Here is a 19,735-nt window from a genome sequence, read left to right as displayed (position 1 = left end):
CGTCGCCCGACCACCACCCCTCATCGAGTCGCTCCGCGACCTGATCCATGGGGCTATTGCCCCTCGGTCACGTCCGCAACTACGGTTGGCGGCACCGGTCCACCATCTTCGGACGAAGGGGAGTTTCCGATGCGGATCTCGGTGCGTGGCGATTCCGGCGGCGTCCAGGTGCGGATGCACCTGGACCGGCAGCGTTGGCGATGGTTGACCACCCGGATCCTGCTGGCCGTCTCGGCCGCACAGGGTGTGGTCATCGGGTTCTGGGCGGTCGTGCTGCCGCATTCCTTCTACGAGGATTTCCCCGGGCTCGGCATGCACTGGATCGCCGCGGACGGCCCGTACAACCACCACCTCACCACCGACGTCGGCGCGTTCTTCCTCGCCCTCGGCGTGGTCGCGGCCGCGGCCGCGTACCTGAACACCGGCAATGCCGCGCGCCTTGCCGGGCTGGGCTGGCTCGTCTTCGCGGTGCCGCATTTCCTGTACCACGTGACGCACCACCCCACCGCGATGCCGACCGGCAGCTATGTGCTCAGCGTGATCGCCACCGTATTGCTCGCGATCTTGGCCACCGCCGTACTCGTCATCGCACCGCGCGGCGCGCAACTGCCCGACCCGGACCCGATCAACCTTCGCTTCCGCCGCCGCGGCACGGGCGCGCGCCCGGCCCGCTGACCGGGGCGTAAAACAGCACGAGGGTGTCGGACCGCGGTCCGGCACCCTCGTCGTGTGCGAACCACCCGCCGGGCTCTACCCCGGCAACCCGGTGGGTCGTCCTGGCCGCAGCGCCCGCCCCGGTTGGCCCGGCGGCGTGACGCCACGGCGCGATCGGCGTCGTCAGTCCTTGAGCGCCTCGAGCAGCGCGGCCCGCTGCCGGGCACCCAGACCGCCGATGCGCCGGTCTTCCGGGATTTCCGCCTGATCCATCAGTTTGGCGGCCTTGACCGGGCCGACACCCGGCAGCGCCTTGATAACGGCGGCGACCTTGGTCTTCTTCACCAGATCGTCGGTGTCGGATTTCTTAAGCAGGTCCGCGACCGTCAGCTTGCCCGCCTTCACCTTGCCGATCAATTCGGAGCGCGCCTTGCGAACAGCCGCCGCCTTGGCCAACGCCTCAGTGCGTTGTTCCGCGGTCATGGTAGGCAGTGCCATGTCTCCTCCGCTTCTACTCGTCACTCGAACATCTGGTTGGACCGGACCGAGTAAACCGCACGGCGTCGATAGCGTAACGCCGACACACCGGGACGAGGTAGCGATGAGTTTTCTGGGCCCTGACCGAGCAAACCCCCGCAACCGCCGACGAGAGCCGACCAAACGGACGAAACGGCCCGTTTGTGCCCCCGATTCATGCGGCACGACGAACCGGTAACGCCGCACCTTCCGATGCCGACAGCATCGGTGAAAGCACCAGCGTGGAAACAAGGTTCAACGACGAGCCAGGGGGATCAACGGCGATTCCCGATCCGGGCGCGACGTGTCATTCCGGGCACCGCCGTCACCGGTTCCACCGGCGCCGATATCGGGGATCCCGACTCCACCATCGGGGGATGGACGTCGGCGCGGCTGAGGGGTGGGGTGAGCGCCGTCGGCGGCGCCGCCGGACATTGCCGGTCCGGTCGCTGCCGGCGAGCGCCGTTTCCGCCGAATTGTGCGGGCGATTTGCCGGATCAGCCGGTCGACGAGTCCGTCGCCGAATGCCGGATAACCGGTTGAAACGCGTTTGCGGGCTGATACGCTGCGCGCTAGAACACGTTTCAATTTTTGGGGAGTTTTCCATGGTGCGGCAAATTCGTGACGTCATCGAGCAGTATGTGAAGGCAGTCGGCTCCGGAACCACCGCCGAAATTCTCGCGCTGTTCGCACCCGAGGCGACCGTCGAGGATCCGATCGGCACCCCGACACGTCAGGGACACGCCGCGCTGCGCGAGTTCTACGACGTGGTGACCGGGCTCGACCGAGAGGCCGAACTGCATCCCGACACCGTGCGGATCGGCGATCGGCAGGCCGCGTTCATGTTCACCATCGTCACCCGGGTCGGCGGTCAACGGTTTACGCTGTCCCCCATCGACGTCATGGAATTCGACGCCGACGGCAAGATCTCCCGGATGCGTGCCTACTGGAGCCAGGAGGATATGCACGCCGAGCCCGAGTAAACTCGCCGCGATGCTGCGCGCCGGAGCCCGAGACGGTATCTTGGGATCCTCGCGACTGCCGGGAATCCGGACGTAGGAAGGGATTTCGCTCCTACTCGCGCGAGATCCCTTACCGACCATCCCGTTTGGAGCCGCATGTCCGACCTGCAACCGCTCGACGACGATGTCGATGTCGCGGTGCTCGCCGCGCGCGTCGAGCAGGCTCGCGGCCGCCTGGCCTACCAGTTCGACCCGGCACTCACCGAGGCACTATCCGAGGATGAGCTGCGTGCGGAACGCGAACTCGCCGAACGCATTCGGACCCTGGACCGGGAGCAGCGCTGGAAGCACACCCAGGCCGCCGGTGTCGCGGCCGATCGAGTCCGCCAGACGGTCGAGGAGATCGAGAAGGCCGATATCCGGGATGTGATGGCGGCCCGCAGGGCGATCGCCGCGCAACGGCGCGAATCCAGTCCGCATGCGCGCCTGGCCTCGCTCTACCGGCATCGGGCCTGGTCGCTGCGCGCGCTGGCCGGAGTCGTCGTCGCGGGCATGCTGTGGTCGGCGGTGAACGTGCAGCACAATATCGCGCCGGCGGGCGCGTCCGATCCGCTGTACTGGTTCAGCTACCTCATCGAGGCGATGATCAGCGCCTGCCTCGTCATCATCATGATCGGCACCAACAAGGTCGCCGAATGGGGCATCCTGGACAGCCGCCAGAAAGTGGTGGCCGCCGAGATCGCCCTGCTGGCACTGACCGTCGGGCTGAACACCTACCCGTACATCCGTTCGACGCTATGGTTCGACGCCGCGGTGCACGGTATCGCCCCCGTGATGATCGGCGTCGCACTGCTGGTGCACGACGCGGCGAGCGCCCGCTACGGAATGGCGATCACCCGCGCGACGCAGGCGGTGCGGGAGGTGCCCGATCCGATGTCGAGCACGCCGACCCTGTCCGATAGTGACGAGGCGATGGCGGACAACGCCTACGAGCAGATGGTGTACGGCACCGTGGAGGACGCCGACCCGGCGCCCGCCACCGATCGAGAATTCGTCGGCCTGTCGTTCCCCGCGACGACACAGCGCTGACCGATCGCACCGCTCGGGCTCCCGCACACCGGACCTTCCGGCAGCGGGAGCCCGAAGTGTCTTCGTGACAAACAGGTTTCGACTCAGGCGGCGAAAAGCTCCACGACCATACCGGCGAAGGTCTCCGGTTGTTTCAGGAACGACCAGTGATCGCCGGGCACCTCGACGAGACGCGCGCCGGTCCGCTCGGCGATCACCCGACCGGCCCGGTACGGATGCGAATTCGGCTGGTCACACCCCACCGCGATAACGAATCGCGCTGCGGCAGCGGACAATCCGGGAATATCGGTGACGGAGTCCACGATCATCCTGGTCTCGTGCACGAAGGTCAGCTCTGGATTACCGGTCAACCGCGCGGCCAGGTCCGGCGGCAGGGCGGTGCCGACCGCCGATAGCAGGCGGTCGACCGCGGCCCGCGGGCCGTCCCGCAGGAATGCGCGCATCATGGCATCGGCCCGGTCCCGCATGGCCGCGACATCCGGCAGCACATCGAGCACACCGGGATCGTGCGCGATCATGCGATCGACGTAATCCGGTTGCCGCGCAACGAGATCCAGGGCCACAACGGCCCCGGCGCCGCTGCCGACCACCCGGGCGGGACCGCCACCGACCGCATCGATCAATCGGCACACATCCGCGCTCTGCCGCGTCAGCGTGAGTTCCTCGAGCGGATGGCGCAGCGTACTGCGCGAATTGCCGCGCCGGTCATAGGTCACCACGGTGTAGGAGTCGGCGAGCAATTCGGCGACCTCGGTATAGACGCCCGCGTCACCGCCCGCGCCGGGAATGAGCACCAGAACCGGCCCCTCTCCCCTGGTCTCGTAGTACAACGTCGCGTCGGGCAGCTCCAGCAGGTGGTGGGCATATGTCACAAGATCACCTTCGCCGAATCCCTCGACTCACACAACGCCGTATGCGCTGTCGGCCGAGTTCCTGTGCGAGACACCCGGCCAGACCGGTGAAGTCAGATGAGGCGTTCCGCCAGCAGGAAGATACCGATGAGAATCATTGCGGCGCCGGAGATTCGGCTGACAATGCGGGCGGCGGTGGGGCGGGCGTTGAGCACTGATTGCGCAAGCAACCCGACGCACAGATAGATGACGCCGCAGGTGACGGTGTGCACGATCCCGAGCGTGCCGATCTGAATTGCTATGGGCCACTTGCCGTTTCGATCGGTGAACTGTGGCAGCAGGGCCAGGAACAGCAGCAGCGCCTTCGGGTTGAAACCGCTGATACCCGCGCCCTGGCGAATTCGCGCGCCCCACGGCGTCGGCTCGCCGAGCGCGGCACCGGGCGTTGCGGGACGCATCAGGGTGGCGCCCCCGATCCATATGAGGTAGGCCGCACCTGCCGTGGTCAGCGCGGTCAGCACGGCCGGGTTGCGGGTGACGATGACGGCGATACCGGAGGCCACCACCGCGGTCAGCGCCAGATAGCCGACCAGCAATCCGCCGACCGACGGCAGCACCGAGCGCTCACGCAATCCGGCGCCGATGACATAGGCCCAGTCCGCACCCGGAACCAGTACGAGCAGGAACGACACCAACCAGAAGGCGGCGACGGAACCGGCGGTCACGACAATTTCTCCCTTCACTTCGCTTGCCGAAGGGAGACTAATGCGAACGATGCCGAACAGGATTCCAAGTATTTCCAGCTAGAGCCCTACGGGTGGAAGAATCTTCCCCATGGATACGGTCGACCGGAAGATCCTTGCCGAACTACAGCGCGACGGCCGGATGACGATCACCGACCTGGCCGCCCGGGTGCGGCTGAGCCTCTCGCCGTGCCATCGGCGATTGCGCGAACTGGAGGCGAGCGGCGTGATCCGCGGCTACCGGGCGTCGGTCGACGCCGCCGCGGTCGGATTGGCCTTCGAGGCCCTGATTTTCGTCACCATGCATCAGGAGGACCGCGGCACCGTCGCCGCCTTCGAACAGGCGCTCACCGAGATTCCCCAAGTGCTACAGGCCCAGCGGCTGTTCGGCGATCCCGACTATCTGCTGCGCGTGGTGGCCGCGGATCTGCCTGCCTTCCAACAGCTTTACGATGATCGACTGGCGACGCTCCCCGGCGTCGGCCGATTGACGTCGACCTTGGTGATGAAGCAGGTGGTCACCGATCGGCCGCTACCGCTCTAGCGCCAGCGGGTCTCTACCGCGTCCTTGGCATCTTTGAGCCCCAGGCCGGTCAATTCCCGGTAGCGCTTGATCGCCTGAATCTTCTTGCCCTGAGCCATGAGTTCGCCGACCTCGGTGAGATCGACCGAGTAGGACCCCGACGATTTGTTCAGCACGACGGCATCGGCGTCCTGGATGCCCAGATGTTTGATGATCAGATCGAGCTTGTAGTTCAGCAGATCGATCCTGCGTTCCAGATTGCGGTCGCCGAACATATCCTCGATCCTCGATCAACCTAATGGGCGCTGCCGGACGAAGTCCGTCCCCAGCCTGCGCATGGCCGGAGCGAATGGATTTCACGACGCGGCCGGGTTACGACCGCGATCGCTGAACGGCTTCGAATCAGGCCGACTTCTCGCGGCGCTCGGTGCGCTGCGCCTTGCGCGGCACGATGGTGGGCAACACATTGTCGTTGACCGTATCGGCATCGACGACCACCTTGGCGACGTCGTCGCGGCTCGGGATGTCGTACATCACCGGCAGCAGGACCTCTTCCATGATGGCGCGCAGACCACGAGCGCCGGTGCCACGCAGAATCGCTTGGTCCGCAACGGCTTCCAGCGCGTCCTGGGTGAATTCCAGGTCCACACCGTCCATTTCGAACAGCCGGATGTACTGCTTGACCAACGCGTTCTTCGGCTCGGAGAGGATCTTGACCAGGGATTCCTTATCCAGGTTGGTCACCGACGCGACCACCGGGAGCCGGCCGATGAACTCCGGGATCAGACCGAATTTGATCAGATCCTCCGGCATCACCTCGGCGAAGTGGTCGGTGGTGTCGATCTCCGCCTTGGACCGGACCTCGGCGCCGAAGCCGATGCCGCGGTGCCCGGTGCGATCGGAGATGATCTTCTCGAGTCCCGCGAACGCGCCCGCCACGATGAACAGCACATTCGTGGTGTCGATCTGGATGAACTCCTGGTGCGGATGCTTGCGCCCGCCCTGCGGCGGCACGCTCGCCTGGGTGCCTTCCAAGATCTTCAGCAGGGCCTGCTGCACGCCTTCACCGGAGACGTCGCGGGTGATCGACGGGTTCTCGCTCTTGCGGGCGATCTTGTCGACCTCATCGATGTAGATGATGCCGGTCTCGGCCCGCTTGACGTCGTAGTCGGCCGCCTGGATCAGCTTCAGCAGGATGTTCTCCACATCCTCGCCGACGTAGCCCGCCTCGGTGAGCGCCGTGGCGTCCGCGATGGCGAACGGGACGTTCAGCATCTTGGCCAACGTCTGCGCCAGGTAGGTCTTACCACAGCCGGTCGGGCCGAGCATCAGGATGTTCGACTTGGTCAGCTCCACCGTCTCGCCACGGCTGTCGCGCCCCTTGTCCCCGGCCTGGATGCGCTTGTAGTGGTTGTAGACGGCCACCGCGAGCGTGCGCTTGGCGGTGTCCTGCCCGATGACGTAGTTCTCCAGGAAATCCCGGATCTCGGCGGGCTTGGGCAGCTCATCGAGTTTGACCTCGCTGGACTCGGCCAGCTCCTCCTCGATGATCTCGTTGCATAGATCGATGCACTCGTCGCAGATGTACACCCCTGGTCCCGCAATGAGCTTCTTGACCTGCTTTTGACTCTTTCCACAGAACGAGCACTTCAGCAGATCGCCGCCATCTCCGATGCGCGCCATCTCGTGGGTCCCTACTTCCTTGTCCGCGTGCAACCGTCATTCCAGGTTGCCAGCTATCTGCCGTCCTCGGGCGAGGTCGGGAACACCACTGCCGTTTCCGGCGGATGGCAGAGCTGTCAACCAGGAGCAAAGGTCCCTAGGTTGACCGTACCCGGTGTGCGCGACCGAGGTCGACAACTCGAGCATGTTTCTCGTCAGGGTTGTGCGAGTTCTCACCGGAATGGACCCGTTTCACCCAGAGCGACGGCCGGCAACCGCTCCCGGCCACCCATCGCGTACCGGATGACGGGCGGGATGACCCGTCGGCCGGTCCGCGGTGGCGGATCGGCCGGGCGATCTGCCGGTAGGCATCTCGCCCGGCCGTATTCAACTGACGTGCAGCAACTTACGAGCAGGCTCATCCCCGCCGGCGCGGGGAGCATTCGGCAGAACCGATCTACTGAAATCCTCGCTCGACCGCAGACCGACTACTTCTTCGCGCTCAGCTTGCGGTAGTCGAATACGGTATCAATGATGCCGTATTCCTTGGCGTCTTCGGCGGTCAGGATCTTGTCCCGGTCGGTGTCCTTGCGGATGACGTCCGCGGACTTGCCGGTGTGCCGGGCCAGCGTGGTCTCCATCAGGCGGCGCATGCGCTCGATCTCGGCGGCCTGGATCTCCAGGTCGGAAACCTGGCCCTGGATGCCACCCTCCACCGACGGCTGGTGGATCAGCACCCGGGCGTTGGGCAGGCAGGCACGCTTGCCCGGGGTGCCCGCGGCCAGCAGCACCGCCGCCGCGGAGGCGGCCTGACCGAGGCAGACCGTCGCCACGTCGGCGCGCACGTACTGCATGGTGTCGTAGATCGCCATCAGCGAGGTGAACGAACCACCCGGTGAGTTGATGTACATGGTGATGTCGCGGTCCGGATCCAGCGACTCGAGCACCAGCAGCTGGGCCATGATGTCGTTGGCCGAGGCGTCGTCCACCTGCACGCCGAGGAAGATGATGCGCTCCTCGAACAGCTTGTTGTACGGGTTGGACTCTTTGACACCGAAGCTGGAGTGCTCGATGAACGAGGGCAGGATGTAGCGCGACTGCGGGCTGGACGGTGCGATACCGGACAGACCGGCGCGCGGATCGATCAGAGCCATCTTCTCTCCAAAGTCTGTGGGGGTGAGCTGGATTCGCTGCTTAGCCGTTGGCCTGGCTCGCGTGCGCGATTACGTGATCGATGAAGCCGTATTCCAGGGCTTCCTTCGCGGTGAACCAGCGGTCGCGGTCGGCGTCGGCGGTGACCTGCTCCACGGACTTGCCGGTGTGCTGCGCCTGCAGCTCGTTGAGCTCACGCTTGGTGTGCGCGAACTGTTCGGCCATGATCGCGATATCGGCGGCCGAACCGCCGATGCCCGCGGACGGCTGGTGCATCATGATCCGCGCGTGCGGCAAGGCGTAGCGCTTGCCCTTCGTCCCCGCGGTGAGCAGGAACTGCCCCATCGAGGCGGCCAGGCCCATGCCGTAGGTGGCGATATCGCAGGTGGCGAACTGCATCGTGTCGTAGATGGCCATACCGGCGGAGACCGAACCGCCAGGCGAATTGATGTACAGCGCAATGTCTTTGGTCGGATCCTCGGCCGTCAGCAGTAGGATCTGCGCGCAGATCTTGTTCGCGATGTCGTCGTCGACCTGGGTGCCGAGGAAGATGATGCGGTTCTGCAGCAGCCGCTCGTACACCGAATCACTGAGGTTGAGACCAGCGGTCGGGGATGTCATGACGACCCCTGCCTGATTAATTGTCACGGGTACCTGCCTTCTCTCGCTCGTTGCTGAATGCCGAGCAGCCATCTCTGGTTCGCTTGTCACAAACATTAACGAAGCAGGGCGGTACCGAACTCCCGGTACCGCCCTTTCTTCGCTTACAGCGCAATCGACTCGGGAAAAACCCGCCGGTAGCGCCGGTTATCCATCGAACTTATTCCGCGCTCGCCGCCGCGGTCTCGGCCGCCTCGCCCTCGGCCTCGGAATCCGCAGGCGCGCCGAACATTTCGGCGGTGTCCACGGTGTTGCCCGCGGAATCGGTCACCTTCACCTTGCCGACGACGCCCGCGAGCGCCTTGCCGCGCCGCACGTCGGCGAATACCGCGCCGAGCTGACCCGCCTGCTGCACCTGCTGGATGAACTGCTCCGGGGACAGGCCGTAGCGCTGCGACTGGAACAGGATCCGCTCGGTGAGCTCCTCCTGGCCGACCTGGACCTGGTCGGCCTCGGCGATGGCGTCCAGCAGCAGCTGGGTCTTCACCGACTTCTCGGCGGCCTCCTTGGTGTCCTTGTCGAACTCCTCGCGGCTGGAGCCCTGCGCCTCCAGCGCCTCGGCCAGCTTGGCCTCGTCGTGGTCGAAGCCGTGCACCGCGTCGTGCAGCACGGCGTCGATCTCGGCCTGGACGACCTTCTCCGGCAGCGGCACCTCGACCTGCTCCAGCAGGGTCTCCAGCACCTTGTCCCGGATCTCGCCGGCCTGCTGCACCTTCTTGACCCGCTCGACGCGGGTCTTCAGGTCTTCCTTCAGCTCGTCGAGGGTGTCGAATTCCGAAGCCAGCTGGGCGAATTCGTCATCGGCCTCGGGCAGCTCGCGCTCCTTGACGGTCTGCACCTTGACGGTGATGACGGCGTCCTTGCCGGCGTGCTCGCCCGCGACCAGCTTGGAGGTGAACTCCTTGGACTCACCGGCCGACAGGCCGATCAGCGCCTCGTCCAGGCCCTCGATCAGCTGGCCGGAGCCGACCTCGTGCGACAGGCCGGTGGTGGAGGCGTCGGCCACCTCCTCGCCGTCGACGGTGGCCGAGAGATCGATGGAGACGAAATCGCCGTCCTGCACCGGGCGCTCGACACCGGTGAGGGTGCCGAAGCGCTGCCGCAGCGACTGCAGCTGCTCCTCGATATCGGAATCCTCGACGGTGAACGCGTCGACGGTGACCTCGATACCGGTGTAGTCCGGCAGCGCGATCTCCGGGCGCACGTCGACCTCGGCGGTGAAGGCCAGTTCCTGGCCGTCCTCGATCTTGGTGATCTCGATTTCGGGCTGGCCGATGACCTTCACCTCGGAGGTGGTGACGGCCTCGCTGTAGCGGCCGGGCAGCACATCGTTGACGACCTGCTCCAGGATCGCGCCGCGGCCGAGGCGGGCCTCGAGCAGCTTGGCCGGGGCCTTGCCCGGACGGAAACCGGGGATACGGACCTGCTTGGCCAGTGCCTTGTACGCGCGGTCGAAGTCCGGCTTGAGCTCCTCGAAGGGCACCTCGACATTGATCCGGACCCGGGTCGGGCTCAGCTGCTCGACGGTGCTCTTCACGGACATGCTCCTTGTTCGTCGTTCGTTACGGTTGGGGCGCAAACCCTCATCATCAGGACTCTTTCCTCGCGTTCCGGCAATTGCCGGGGGATGAGGGATGCGGCGTACGCATCCGCTCCAGGTTAGTCGACCGGCCGCGAGCCCTTGCAGGCGGTCAGCCCTATACCGGCGTCACTTACCGACCGCGACGGCGTCGGTCACGAAGACCAGCGTCTCGTTCGGCTTGATGCCGTTGCCGCCGCTGCCGTAGCCGAGCTCCGGCGGGATGATCAGCAGCCTGCGCGTGCCCTGCTGCACGCCGACCAGGCCCTGGTCCCAGCCGGGAATGACCATGCCCGCGCCCAGGGTGAGCTGGAACGGCTTGCCCCGGTCGAAGGAGCTGTCCAGCTTCTTCTTGTCCGACCAGGTGACCAGCGCGTAGTTCATGGTCAGCGGCTGGCCCGGCGCGGCGGCGGGACTGCTGCCCTGGACCAGATCCTTGGTGATCAGCTGCTTCGGCGGATCGCAATCGTTCGGGATGGTGATCTTCGGCGCGGCGCCGAAGTCGCCGGTGACGCCGATATCCTCGGCCGTGCAGGCCCGGCCCTTGCTCTGCACCTGCGCGGCGGCGGTCGGCTTCGCCGAGGACGGCGCGTCCGACTTGCTGTCGCTCGAACCGCATGCGGTCAGCGTCAGCGCGGCCGCGGCGGCGGCGATCCCGATGAACCTGGCGAGTGTTTGCATGCGGCCGAACCTAGACCACACGCGCTGACGCCGCCTCGGCAACCGCCCGCACCACCTGCCGCGATCAATCCCGTACCGAGCGGTCATTTCCATTCGTCGAGCCGTTCCCGGCATCCGGTGGAATTCTGAAATGCGGGTACAGCAAACGCGAAGAGGGTTATCCGGCAACATATTTCGAAATAGAACCGAATAGAGTGTTCGTTTTCCGGCGACTCGAACGAATAACCAGGTAGCAGGGACAGTCACACCGCCGCACACCGTTTCCGAGGAAGCCGAAATGGTTACCGATTCACATTCGCCGCGCCATCCCGAGTTCGTCTCCGTCATCATTCCCGTCCACAATGGGCTGCCGTATCTCGACGAGCAGTTGTCCGGCCTGGCCGCACAGGATTATCGCGGCCCGTACGAGGTGCTCGTCAGCGACAACGGCTCCGAAGACGGCCTGCGCGAACATCTTTCGGGCCATCCGCTGACCGCGCGCCTGCGGCTGCGCTATGTGGACAGTTCGGCGAAGCGGGGCGCGCCGTTCGCGCGCAACAACGCCGCGCGGCTGGCCCTCGGCGATTTCCTCGCCTTCGTCGACCAGGACGATCGGGTGCATCCCGGCTGGTTGAGCGCGCTGGTGCGGACCGCGGCCGACTACGACGCGGTGAGCGGCGCGCTGGAGGTGGATACGCTCAACACCCCGGAGATCGCGGCATCCCGGCCGCTGCCCGCACCCGAGGACGGCTTCCCGACCCACTGGCTGCCCTACGCGAACGGCAACAACACCTCGTACTGGCGCACCGCCTTCGAGCGGATCGGCGGCTACGACGAGGACCTGATCATCGCCGGTGACGACGTCGACATCTCCTGGCGGCTGCAGCAGGCCGGGCTGCGGTTCGGGCACGCGCCGGACGCACTCGTCGCCTATCGGCTGCGCGCGGATTACCGTGACGAATGGCGGCAGTCGGTGAACTACGGGTACGGCGCGGTACAGGTCTACGTCAAGCATCGACCGAACGGCTGCCCGCGGCTGCCGCTGCGCGCGACACTGCAATCGGTGGCCATCACGGTGTTGCACAATCCGTATATCCGATTGACCCGCAGGCGATTACCGCGCGGATTGTGGGTGCTGCACGCCGGCGTATTCGTCGGGCGGATGCGAGCAAACCTGCGCTACCACACCTTCTACGGGTAATGCCGCCATAAATACTTCCTTGCGACCGGTCGGTCACTGGGCGACGATCGCACCATGCTGCTGACCATCACCTGCACACCACCGGAGGGCGCCGCCTGGCCGGCGACCGACCTCGGGTTCTTGCTGCACAAGAACCCCGACCGGGTGCAGGCGTTCGAGCAGTCGTACGGCACCGCGCACGTCGTCTATCCGGAGGCCACCGCGGCGCGCTGCACCGCCGCGCTGCTGCTCGAGGTCGACCCGATCCGCCTGGTGCGCGGAAGAGCCCGCAACACACCGGATTTCAGCCTCGGACAGTACGTCAACGACCGGCCGTACGCGGCGTCGTCGCTGCTGTCGGTGGCGATCGGGTCGGTGTTCCGCACGGCGCTGCACGGGCGCTGCACCCAGCGACCCGACCTGGTCGGCGAACCGCTGCCGCTGCGGATCGAACTGCCCGCGGTGCCGTGCAAGGGCGGCCCGGAGGTGGCGGCGCGGATGTTCGGCCCGCTGGGCTGGCAGGTGAATTCCACTGCGCTGCCGCTGGATCCGGCATTCCCGGAATGGGGCGCCTCACATCACCTGCGGCTGGAACTCACCGGCGCGCTGCGGCTGGCCGAGGCGCTGTCGCACCTCTATGTGCTGCTGCCGGTGCTGGACGGCGCCAAACATTACTGGCTGGCCGCCGACGAGGTGGACAAGCTCATCCGCGCGGGTTCCGGCTGGCTCGGCGAACATCCGGAGCGCGCCTGGATCACTCGGCGGTACCTGGCGCGGCGGCAGTCGCTGGTGCGCACCGCGCTGGCCCGGCTGGCCGAGGTGGACGAGGTCGAGCCGGAGGAACTCGGCGCGGTCGAGGTGGTCGAGGAAAGCGATACGGTGGCAACGGGTTCCGATGCCAACGGTGATAGCGAATCCACGGCGACGGCCTCCGATGTCGTCGCGGACCGCACCGGCCCCGAGCATGCCGAGGCGGTCGATGCCGGAAACGGCGATCGCCCGGTATCTCTCGCGGTGACCCGCCGTGCCGCCGTGCTGCGCGCCCTGCACGATGCGGGCGCGCACCGGGTGCTGGATCTCGGCTGCGGCGAGGGTGCGTTGCTGCGGGATCTGTTGGCCGACAAGACCTTCACCGAGATCGTCGGCGTCGATGTCTCGATGCGTGCGCTCAATATTGCCAAGCGCAGGCTGCGCCTCGACCGGATGCCGGAGCGGATGCGGGCCAGGCTGACGCTGTGGCAGGGCGCGCTCACCTACACCGACGCGCGGCTGCGCGGCTATGACGCGGCGGTGCTGATGGAGGTGATCGAGCACGTCGACCCGCCCCGGCTGCGGGCCCTCGAATACGCCGTATTCGGCGCGGCCGCACCGCGATCGGTGCTGGTGACCACCCCGAACGCGGAGCACAACGCGCGGTTCGAGACGCTGCCGGCAGGCGAGTTCCGCCACCACGACCACCGATTCGAGTGGAGCAGAACCGAATTCGCGGCCTGGGCCGAGCAGGTGGCGGCGGCGCACGGGTATACCGTCCGGCACGAGCCGATCGGGCCGGTCGATGCCGAACTCGGCCCGCCGACCCAGATGGCGATATTCGCCAAGACCGCTGCCGAGGAGGGGACCGAGAAATGACTGCGTTGCCGAGCGATGGGCGTGAGCTGACTATCCCGGAACTGTCCCTGGTCGTGCTCGTCGGCAGCACCGGTTCCGGCAAATCGACGTTCGCGCGCAAACACTTCCGCGCGACCTCGGTGGTTTCCTCCGACGCCTGCCGCGGCATCGTCAGCGACGACGAGAACGACCAGACCGCGACGCCGGACGCGTTCGCGCTGCTGCATCACATCACGGGGGTGCGGCTGCGGCGCGGGCTGCGCACGGTGGTCGACGCGACCAATGTGCAGCCGAGATCGCGGCAGGAGCTGGTCCAGGTGGCTCGCGCACACGATGTGCTGCCGGTGGCCATCGTGCTCGACGTGCCGGATTCGGTCTGTCTGGAACGCAATTCGACCCGGCCGGACCGGAAGGATCTGGACCGGCACGTGGTGCTGCGGCAGCAGCGCGAATTGCGGCGCGGGCTGCGCGGTTTGGAGCGCGAGGGCTTCCGCAAGGTGTACGTGCTGCGCGGGGTCGCCGAGATCGATTCCGCCACCATCACTTACGAGAAGTCGTGGAACGACCGTCGCGAACTCACCGGGCCGTTCGACGTGATCGGCGACGTGCACGGCTGCCGCGCCGAATTGGAAACGCTGCTCGGCGAACTCGGCTACCGGCTGCTGCGCGACGAGTCCGGCCGAGCCGTCGGCGCCGCGCATCCGGAAGGGCGCACCGCCGTCTTCGTCGGCGATCTGGTGGACCGCGGCCCGGACACACCGGGTGTGCTGCGGCTGGTGATGGGTATGGCGGCGGCCGGAACGGCGTTGTGCGTCACCGGGAATCACGAACACAAGCTGGTGCGGGCGCTCGACGGCCGCCAGGTGAACGTCGCGCACGGTCTGGCCGAATCGTTGGCTCAGCTGGAAGTTCAAGACGAGGACTTCCGCAAGGCGGCGCACGAGTTCTGCCGCGGGCTGGTGAGCCACTATGTGCTGGACGGCGGCAAGTTGGTCGTCGCGCACGCCGGGCTGAAGGAGGAGTATCACGGCCGCGCGTCCGGCCGGGTGCGCTCGTTCGCGATGTACGGCGAATCCACCGGGGAGACCGACGAATTCGGGCTGCCGGTGCGTTATCCGTGGGCCGACGACTACCGGGGCCGGGCGACGGTGCTCTACGGCCACACGCCGGTGACCGAACTGCAGTGGGTGAACAACACCATGTGTCTGGACACCGGCGCGGTGTTCGGCGGGCGGCTCTCCGCGCTGCGCTATCCGGAGCGGGAGCCGGTTTCGGTTGCGGCGCAAGAGGTCTGGTACGAACCAGTGCGCCCGCTGCGGGCGACGGCCGTATCCGATGCGGCGTCCGTGGTTACGCGGGCCGGGGGCGTGGTCCATCGCGAGCGTGGCGTGCTCGACCTAGACGATGTGATAGGACGCCGGGTGGTGCAGACCAGCCATCACGGCCGCATCGGCGTGCAGGAGGAGAACGCGAGCGCGGCGCTGGAGGTGATGAGCCGCTTCGCGATCGACCCGCGCTGGCTGGTGTATCTGCCGCCGACCATGGCACCGTGCGCCACCTCGCCGCGCGATGGTCTGCTCGAACATCCCGCGGAGGCATTCGGCTACTACCGGGCCGAGGGCGTCGCGCGGGCGGTGTGCGAGGAGAAGCATATGGGCTCGCGCGCGGTCGTGGTGGTGGCGCGTTCGGCGCTCGCGGCGCGGACCCGGTTCGGGGTGACCGACGGCGCGACCGGTGTGGTCTACACCCGAACGGGCCGCCCGTTTTTCGACGATGCCGCGCAGACCGAGGCGCTGCTGGCCCGGGTGCGCGCCGCCGCCGAGTCCGCGGGCCTGTTCGACGAGCTGGCCACCGAATGGTTGCTGCTGGACGCCGAACTCATGCCGTGGTCGGCGAAGGCGGTTGGGCTGCTTCGCGATCAGTACGCGGCGGTGGGCGCGGCCGCCCGCGCGTCGCTCGGCGGCGCGAGCGCGGTGCTCGCCGAGGCCGCGGCGCGCGGGCTCGACGTCGCCGAATTGGCGGCGCGTACCGCGGCGCGCGAGGCGGACGCGCACGCGTTCACCAGCGCGTACGGGCGTTACTGCTGGCCGGTGGACGGACTGTCCGGGCTGCGCGTCGCGCCGTTCCAGATCTTGGCCGCCGAGGGCGTGAATTACGCGCTGCGCGACCACGATTGGCATCTGACGCGGATCGACCGGCTGGTCGCGGCCGATCCGGATCTGTGCGCGCCGACCAGACGGGTGCTGGTGGATCTGGCGGATCCGGACAGCGAGACCGCCGCCACCGCATGGTGGACCGAACTGACCGCGGCGGGCGGCGAGGGCATGGTGGTGAAACCGTTGGGCGGCGCCGGTTCGGCATTGTCGACGGCCGAGGGACGTCTCGTCCAGCCCGGCGTCAAATGCCGTGGGCCGGAGTATCTCCGGATCATCTACGGCCCGGAGTACCTGCGCGAGGACAACTTGCGCCGCCTGCGCACCCGCGGCCTCGGCCGCAAGCGCTCGATGGCGTTGCGCGAGTACGCACTCGGGCTGGAGGCGCTGGACCGGTTCGTCGCGGGTGAACCGCTGTGGCGGGTGCACGAGGCGGTTTTCGCGGTGCTCGCCCTCGAGTCGGAACCGGTCGACCCCAGGTTGTGACGATCGGCACAGCCGATTCGTCCACCGGTGGCGCACGCTCACGTTATCGCGCCGTGATACCCGGTCCCGGGTAATTCGGGGGTTTGACGACACTTCCCAGTGCTGGTAATTGTTCATGCTTGTACGGAGTCATCCGCCGAATTAAGGTGGATGTCCGTTTGTCTTGTTCAAGTGTCATCCCGAACCGAGGGGAGAGCGCCGTTGCCCGCGCGCGGCGTTCTGCCGATCCGAGCGATCCGGCAGAATAGTTCCGCGAGCATTCGATTCGCCTTCGAAAATCATCTCCGATAACACAGACACCGGACGGCCGACCCAGCGCGGCCGAAGTGCCTGGTCGGACGCGTATAGCGGCGAAACCCCACCACATCGGCATCGGATTCACCTCGGTAGATCCGAACCTGGTTCGCCGAGTCTTACTCATGAGTCTTTCAGATGAGTCTTTCATCCGAAATGGTTCATCTGAAATTCTCATTAACTTATTTAAGTTCCGCCAAAAGGGAGAATCGGCGATGACGCATGCCCGAAAGCAGCCAGAATTCGTATCGGTAGTGGTCGCCGTCTTCAACGGCCTCCCGCTGCTGGATGAGCAGCTGACCGCGCTCGCCGCACTGGATTACCCGGACCCGTTCGAGGTGATCATCAGCGACAACGGTTCCACCGACGGCCTGCGCGCGCATATCGACGAGCATCCGCTCGGCCGGCGCCTCGCGCTGCGCTACGTGGACAGCTCCGCCAAACCCGGCATCTCCTACGCGCGCAACAACGGCGCGGCCGTCGCGAAGGGCGACTTCCTCGCCTTCGCCGACCACGACGACCGGGTGTACCCCGGCTGGCTCAGCGCACTGGTGCGCGCCGCCGCCGAGCACGACTGTGTCAGCGGCGCCAACGAGGTGACCTCGCTCAACGATCCCGAGGTGGCGAGCTGGCGCCCGGTACCGGCACCGGAGACGCGCTGGGACACGCACTATCTGCCCTTCGCGCAGGGCAATAACGTCGGATTCTGGCGCAGCGCCTTCGAACAGGTCGGCGGCTACGACGAAAACCTCACGCACACTGGTGAAGACGTCGATATCGCGTGGCGGATCCAGCAGGCGGGCATGACCCTCGGCCACGCGCCCGACGCCCTGATCGCCTATCGGCTGCGCACCACATATCGCGAGGTCTGGCGCCAGTCCGTCAACTACGGGCGCGGCGCGGCCGAGGTGTACGTCAAGCACCGCCCGCTCGGCGCGCCCCGGCTGCCGTGGCAGGCGACGCTCACCTCGCTCGCCATCACGGTGCTGCACAACCCGTTCATTCCGCTGGTGCGCAATCGGCTACCGCGTGGACTGTGGACGCTGCACGCCGGAGTCTTCTACGGCCGGCTGCGCACCAGCCTGCGCCACGGCGTCTTCTACGGCTGATCGCGGTACCGCTGATCGGCGCGTGCGGCCATTGCCGTCGCGGATCGGAACCCGTTACAGTCGGATCGGTTGCAAGCCGCTTGCAATTGCGTGCGGTGGGTTGCCCGGCGTTCTGACAAGGGAGTCCGACCATGCCTATTGATTCGGATGGTGCCGAGCGATCGATGGTCGTCGACGATCGCTTCACCGCCGTCGCCGCCAAATTCTTCTCGATCTTCCGGCGGACCAAAGGCGGTGGCGCACTTGCCATTTACCTGCACGGCGAACCGGTCCTCGATATCTGGGCGGGCTGGGCCGACCCGCGGCGGCGCTGGCGCGCCGACACCATGGCGCTGTCCTACTCCACCGGCAAGGGCGTCGCGGCGACCGTCGCGCACTGCCTGATCGAACGCGGGGTGCTCGAGCTGGACGCGCCGGTGGCCGCCTATTGGCCGGAGTTCGCCGCGAACGGCAAGGGCGACATCACGATTCGCCAGATACTCGACCACCGGGCCGGATTGCAGCGCATCCGCGATCTGGTGCCGCCGGAGCTGGCGCTCGACCACGACGCGGTGGCCGCGGCACTGGCCGCCGCCGCGCCGGATCCGTTGCGGCTGCGCGCATCCGGCTATCACGGCCTGACCTTCGGCACCCTGATCGCCGAGATCGCCGGGCGGGCCACCGGACGCGACTTCCCCGACCTGGTCCGCGCCGAGCTCGCGGAACCGTTGGGCGAGAACGATTTCTGGTTCGGTGTGCCGCGCGGCCACCGGCACCGGCTGGCGCGGCTCGCGCCACGGCTGCGGGTGGCGGGCATACCGTTCGACACGCTCACCGCACCCGCGGCCCGCGTCGGCGGACTGCGCTCCGCACGCAGTGCCGTATACGACGGTTGGGCCGATATGACGCTGGGTCCCAGACCATACGACGCCATGATGCCCGCATGGAACGGCGTCTTCACCGCCCGCGCGCTGGCCGCCATGTACGGCGCGATCGCCAACGACGGTATGACCGGCCGCGGCCGCCTGCTGCGGCCCGAGACCGCCCGGTTGATCGCGCAAATGCCGCCGAACAGCCGCTTCGACTATGTGCTCGGTGCGCCACCGCATTTCGCGCTCGGCTACCACCGCGCCATCGTCGGCACCCGGCTCACCCGGCAGGCGTTCGGTCACTTCGGCATCGGCGGATCCGGCGCCATCGCCAATCCACGCCTCGGTCTTTCGGTCGCCTTCGTCACCAATCATCTCGGCAATGTCGTGATGTCGCTCGGCGATGCGCGGCTGCCGACGCTCGCGGCACTCGCCGAACGGGCGGTTCGCGCGGCCAACGGCGAGGAACCGGGTGCCGCGGACACCGAGCGGCAGTTGACCGCCTGATGGGTCGCGCATCGCCGGGTCCGGCCGCCAGCGGCTTTCAGCGCATATATTGGCGCAGGACATCCGGTCCGTTTCGGCCACGGCGGACCTGTCCGGCCGAAATTTGTCAGGCAGAAGGAGATTCGGTGCGCAGCACGCTGATCGTCACATCCGTACTCGGCGCAATGGTGTTGGCGGCCGCCCCGGTGGCGGGCGCGGATCCGGCCCAGGGCACGCTGAAGGTGCAGGCCACCACGGGCTCCGACCCGATCCCGGTCAGCGGTTTGAGCGTGGGTGTCACCACCTGCGCGGCGGGCTCGGTGCTCGCGACCCTCACCACCGGGGCGGACGGAACCGCGGCGCACGATTTCGCGCCGAACTGCTACCAGGCGGAGGTCACCTCGGTGCCGTCCGGCTGCACGCTCGCCAGTATGGCCTATGTTCAGGTCGATGTCCGCGCGGGTGTGCCCGTCGTCGCACCGTTCCAATTGCATTGCGCCTGAGCCGGTTATCGCCTGGG

General features: G+C 67.0%; 19 protein-coding genes. 10 read left to right on the top strand and 9 right to left on the bottom strand.

Annotated elements, in window-relative coordinates; genetic code table 11:
- The first annotated feature begins 129 nt into the window (after positions 1-129).
- Positions 130-675: a hypothetical protein gene (locus F5544_RS11655; RefSeq protein ID WP_238847196.1), complete on the top strand. Its 546-nt coding sequence runs from the start codon at positions 130-132 to the stop codon at positions 673-675.
- A gap of 162 nt (positions 676-837) precedes the next feature.
- Here F5544_RS11655 and mihF read toward each other — a convergent pair whose 3' ends face one another.
- Positions 838-1,152: an integration host factor, actinobacterial type gene (gene mihF / locus F5544_RS11650; RefSeq protein ID WP_167473202.1), complete on the bottom strand. Its 315-nt coding sequence runs from the start codon at positions 1,150-1,152 to the stop codon at positions 838-840.
- A gap of 623 nt (positions 1,153-1,775) precedes the next feature.
- Between mihF and F5544_RS11645 the strand changes: the two genes are divergently transcribed.
- Both F5544_RS11645 and F5544_RS11640 read left to right on the top strand, forming a co-directional pair.
- Complete coding sequence (locus F5544_RS11645) at positions 1,776-2,153, top strand: nuclear transport factor 2 family protein (protein WP_167473201.1); 378 nt, start codon at positions 1,776-1,778, stop codon at positions 2,151-2,153.
- A gap of 135 nt (positions 2,154-2,288) precedes the next feature.
- The gene (locus F5544_RS11640) at positions 2,289-3,221 is read left to right on the top strand and encodes a hypothetical protein (protein WP_238847195.1); all 933 of its coding nucleotides are present in this window, start codon (positions 2,289-2,291) and stop codon (positions 3,219-3,221) included.
- 83 nt (positions 3,222-3,304) lie between these two features.
- On the opposite strand, the gene F5544_RS11635 is transcribed toward F5544_RS11640, so the two are convergent.
- Positions 3,305-4,093, bottom strand: a complete 789-nt coding sequence (locus tag F5544_RS11635; RefSeq protein WP_167473200.1) for an alpha/beta fold hydrolase — start codon at positions 4,091-4,093, stop codon at positions 3,305-3,307.
- A 92-nt stretch (positions 4,094-4,185) separates the two neighbouring features.
- Entirely contained in the window at positions 4,186-4,797 is a 612-nt protein-coding gene (locus F5544_RS11630) for a LysE family translocator (RefSeq protein WP_167473199.1), read from the bottom strand.
- A gap of 109 nt (positions 4,798-4,906) precedes the next feature.
- Here F5544_RS11630 and F5544_RS11625 point away from each other — a divergent pair, with 109 nt between their 5' ends.
- Positions 4,907-5,359, top strand: a complete 453-nt coding sequence (locus F5544_RS11625) for an Lrp/AsnC family transcriptional regulator (RefSeq protein WP_167473198.1) — start codon at positions 4,907-4,909, stop codon at positions 5,357-5,359.
- On the opposite strand, the gene F5544_RS47490 is transcribed toward F5544_RS11625, so the two are convergent.
- The 6 genes from F5544_RS47490 to F5544_RS11595 form a co-directional block, all read right to left on the bottom strand.
- Entirely contained in the window at positions 5,356-5,613 is a 258-nt protein-coding gene (locus F5544_RS47490; protein ID WP_167473197.1) for a ribosomal protein bL12, read from the bottom strand. The two genes, F5544_RS11625 and F5544_RS47490, sit on opposite strands and share 4 nt — an antisense overlap.
- A 127-nt stretch (positions 5,614-5,740) precedes the next feature.
- Entirely contained in the window at positions 5,741-7,021 is a 1,281-nt protein-coding gene (gene clpX, locus F5544_RS11615; protein WP_167473196.1) for an ATP-dependent Clp protease ATP-binding subunit ClpX, read from the bottom strand.
- Between the two features lie 467 nt (positions 7,022-7,488).
- Positions 7,489-8,154, bottom strand: coding sequence for an ATP-dependent Clp protease proteolytic subunit (locus F5544_RS11610; RefSeq protein WP_167473195.1), 666 nt, complete (start codon positions 8,152-8,154; stop codon positions 7,489-7,491).
- Between the two features lie 40 nt (positions 8,155-8,194).
- Positions 8,195-8,773 (bottom strand): ATP-dependent Clp protease proteolytic subunit, encoded by a 579-nt coding sequence (locus tag F5544_RS11605; RefSeq protein WP_167473194.1) that lies wholly within the window; start codon positions 8,771-8,773, stop codon positions 8,195-8,197.
- 199 nt (positions 8,774-8,972) lie between these two features.
- Positions 8,973-10,349: a trigger factor gene (gene tig / locus F5544_RS11600; protein ID WP_167473193.1), complete on the bottom strand. Its 1,377-nt coding sequence runs from the start codon at positions 10,347-10,349 to the stop codon at positions 8,973-8,975.
- A 171-nt stretch (positions 10,350-10,520) separates the two neighbouring features.
- Positions 10,521-11,072 carry an FKBP-type peptidyl-prolyl cis-trans isomerase gene (locus F5544_RS11595; RefSeq protein ID WP_167473192.1) on the bottom strand — a complete coding sequence of 184 codons (552 nt, stop codon included), beginning with the start codon at positions 11,070-11,072 and terminating at the stop codon, positions 10,521-10,523.
- A 277-nt stretch (positions 11,073-11,349) separates the two neighbouring features.
- Here F5544_RS11595 and F5544_RS11590 point away from each other — a divergent pair, with 277 nt between their 5' ends.
- The 6 genes from F5544_RS11590 to F5544_RS11565 all read left to right on the top strand — a co-directional run bounded on the left by F5544_RS11590 (position 11,350) and on the right by F5544_RS11565 (position 19,718).
- On the top strand, positions 11,350-12,252 hold the full coding sequence (locus F5544_RS11590; protein WP_167473191.1) for a glycosyltransferase: 903 nt from the start codon (positions 11,350-11,352) through the stop codon (positions 12,250-12,252).
- A 54-nt stretch (positions 12,253-12,306) separates the two neighbouring features.
- Positions 12,307-13,860, top strand: a complete 1,554-nt coding sequence (locus F5544_RS11585) for a 3' terminal RNA ribose 2'-O-methyltransferase Hen1 (protein ID WP_167473190.1) — start codon at positions 12,307-12,309, stop codon at positions 13,858-13,860.
- Entirely contained in the window at positions 13,857-16,478 is a 2,622-nt protein-coding gene (locus tag F5544_RS11580) for a polynucleotide kinase-phosphatase (RefSeq protein ID WP_167473189.1), read from the top strand. Before F5544_RS11585 ends, F5544_RS11580 begins: the two co-directional genes overlap by 4 nt.
- A gap of 509 nt (positions 16,479-16,987) precedes the next feature.
- A complete protein-coding gene (locus F5544_RS11575) occupies positions 16,988-17,881 on the top strand; it encodes a glycosyltransferase (RefSeq protein WP_167473188.1) in 894 nt (297 codons plus the stop codon).
- Between the two features lie 131 nt (positions 17,882-18,012).
- Positions 18,013-19,236, top strand: a complete 1,224-nt coding sequence (locus F5544_RS11570) for a serine hydrolase domain-containing protein (protein ID WP_167473187.1) — start codon at positions 18,013-18,015, stop codon at positions 19,234-19,236.
- A gap of 125 nt (positions 19,237-19,361) precedes the next feature.
- Entirely contained in the window at positions 19,362-19,718 is a 357-nt protein-coding gene (locus tag F5544_RS11565; protein ID WP_167473186.1) for a hypothetical protein, read from the top strand.
- Positions 19,719-19,735: the final 17 nt, after the last annotated feature.

The organism is Nocardia arthritidis, from assembly GCF_011801145.1.
In the GTDB taxonomy this organism is placed as follows: domain Bacteria; phylum Actinomycetota; class Actinomycetes; order Mycobacteriales; family Mycobacteriaceae; genus Nocardia; species Nocardia arthritidis_A.
Note: the sequence above shows the minus strand (reverse complement) of the source record. Positions and strands in the feature narration are given on the sequence as shown.

Excerpts from the sequence above, each read along its gene's own strand:
- F5544_RS11655 (WP_238847196.1), top strand. The coding sequence starts at position 130 with ATGCGGATCTCGGTGCGTGGCGATTCCGGCGGCGTCCAGGTGCGGATG.
- mihF (WP_167473202.1), bottom strand. The coding sequence starts at position 1,152 with ATGGCACTGCCTACCATGACCGCGGAACAACGCACTGAGGCGTTGGCC.
- F5544_RS11645 (WP_167473201.1), top strand. The coding sequence starts at position 1,776 with ATGGTGCGGCAAATTCGTGACGTCATCGAGCAGTATGTGAAGGCAGTC.
- F5544_RS11640 (WP_238847195.1), top strand. The coding sequence starts at position 2,289 with ATGTCCGACCTGCAACCGCTCGACGACGATGTCGATGTCGCGGTGCTC.
- F5544_RS11625 (WP_167473198.1), top strand. The coding sequence starts at position 4,907 with ATGGATACGGTCGACCGGAAGATCCTTGCCGAACTACAGCGCGACGGC.
- F5544_RS47490 (WP_167473197.1), bottom strand. The coding sequence starts at position 5,613 with ATGTTCGGCGACCGCAATCTGGAACGCAGGATCGATCTGCTGAACTAC.
- clpX (WP_167473196.1), bottom strand. The coding sequence starts at position 7,021 with ATGGCGCGCATCGGAGATGGCGGCGATCTGCTGAAGTGCTCGTTCTGT.
- F5544_RS11610 (WP_167473195.1), bottom strand. The coding sequence starts at position 8,154 with ATGGCTCTGATCGATCCGCGCGCCGGTCTGTCCGGTATCGCACCGTCC.
- F5544_RS11605 (WP_167473194.1), bottom strand. The coding sequence starts at position 8,773 with ATGACATCCCCGACCGCTGGTCTCAACCTCAGTGATTCGGTGTACGAG.
- F5544_RS11595 (WP_167473192.1), bottom strand. The coding sequence starts at position 11,072 with ATGCAAACACTCGCCAGGTTCATCGGGATCGCCGCCGCCGCGGCCGCG.
- F5544_RS11590 (WP_167473191.1), top strand. The coding sequence starts at position 11,350 with ATGGTTACCGATTCACATTCGCCGCGCCATCCCGAGTTCGTCTCCGTC.
- F5544_RS11585 (WP_167473190.1), top strand. The coding sequence starts at position 12,307 with ATGCTGCTGACCATCACCTGCACACCACCGGAGGGCGCCGCCTGGCCG.
- F5544_RS11580 (WP_167473189.1), top strand. The coding sequence starts at position 13,857 with ATGACTGCGTTGCCGAGCGATGGGCGTGAGCTGACTATCCCGGAACTG.
- F5544_RS11575 (WP_167473188.1), top strand. The coding sequence starts at position 16,988 with ATGACGCATGCCCGAAAGCAGCCAGAATTCGTATCGGTAGTGGTCGCC.
- F5544_RS11570 (WP_167473187.1), top strand. The coding sequence starts at position 18,013 with ATGCCTATTGATTCGGATGGTGCCGAGCGATCGATGGTCGTCGACGAT.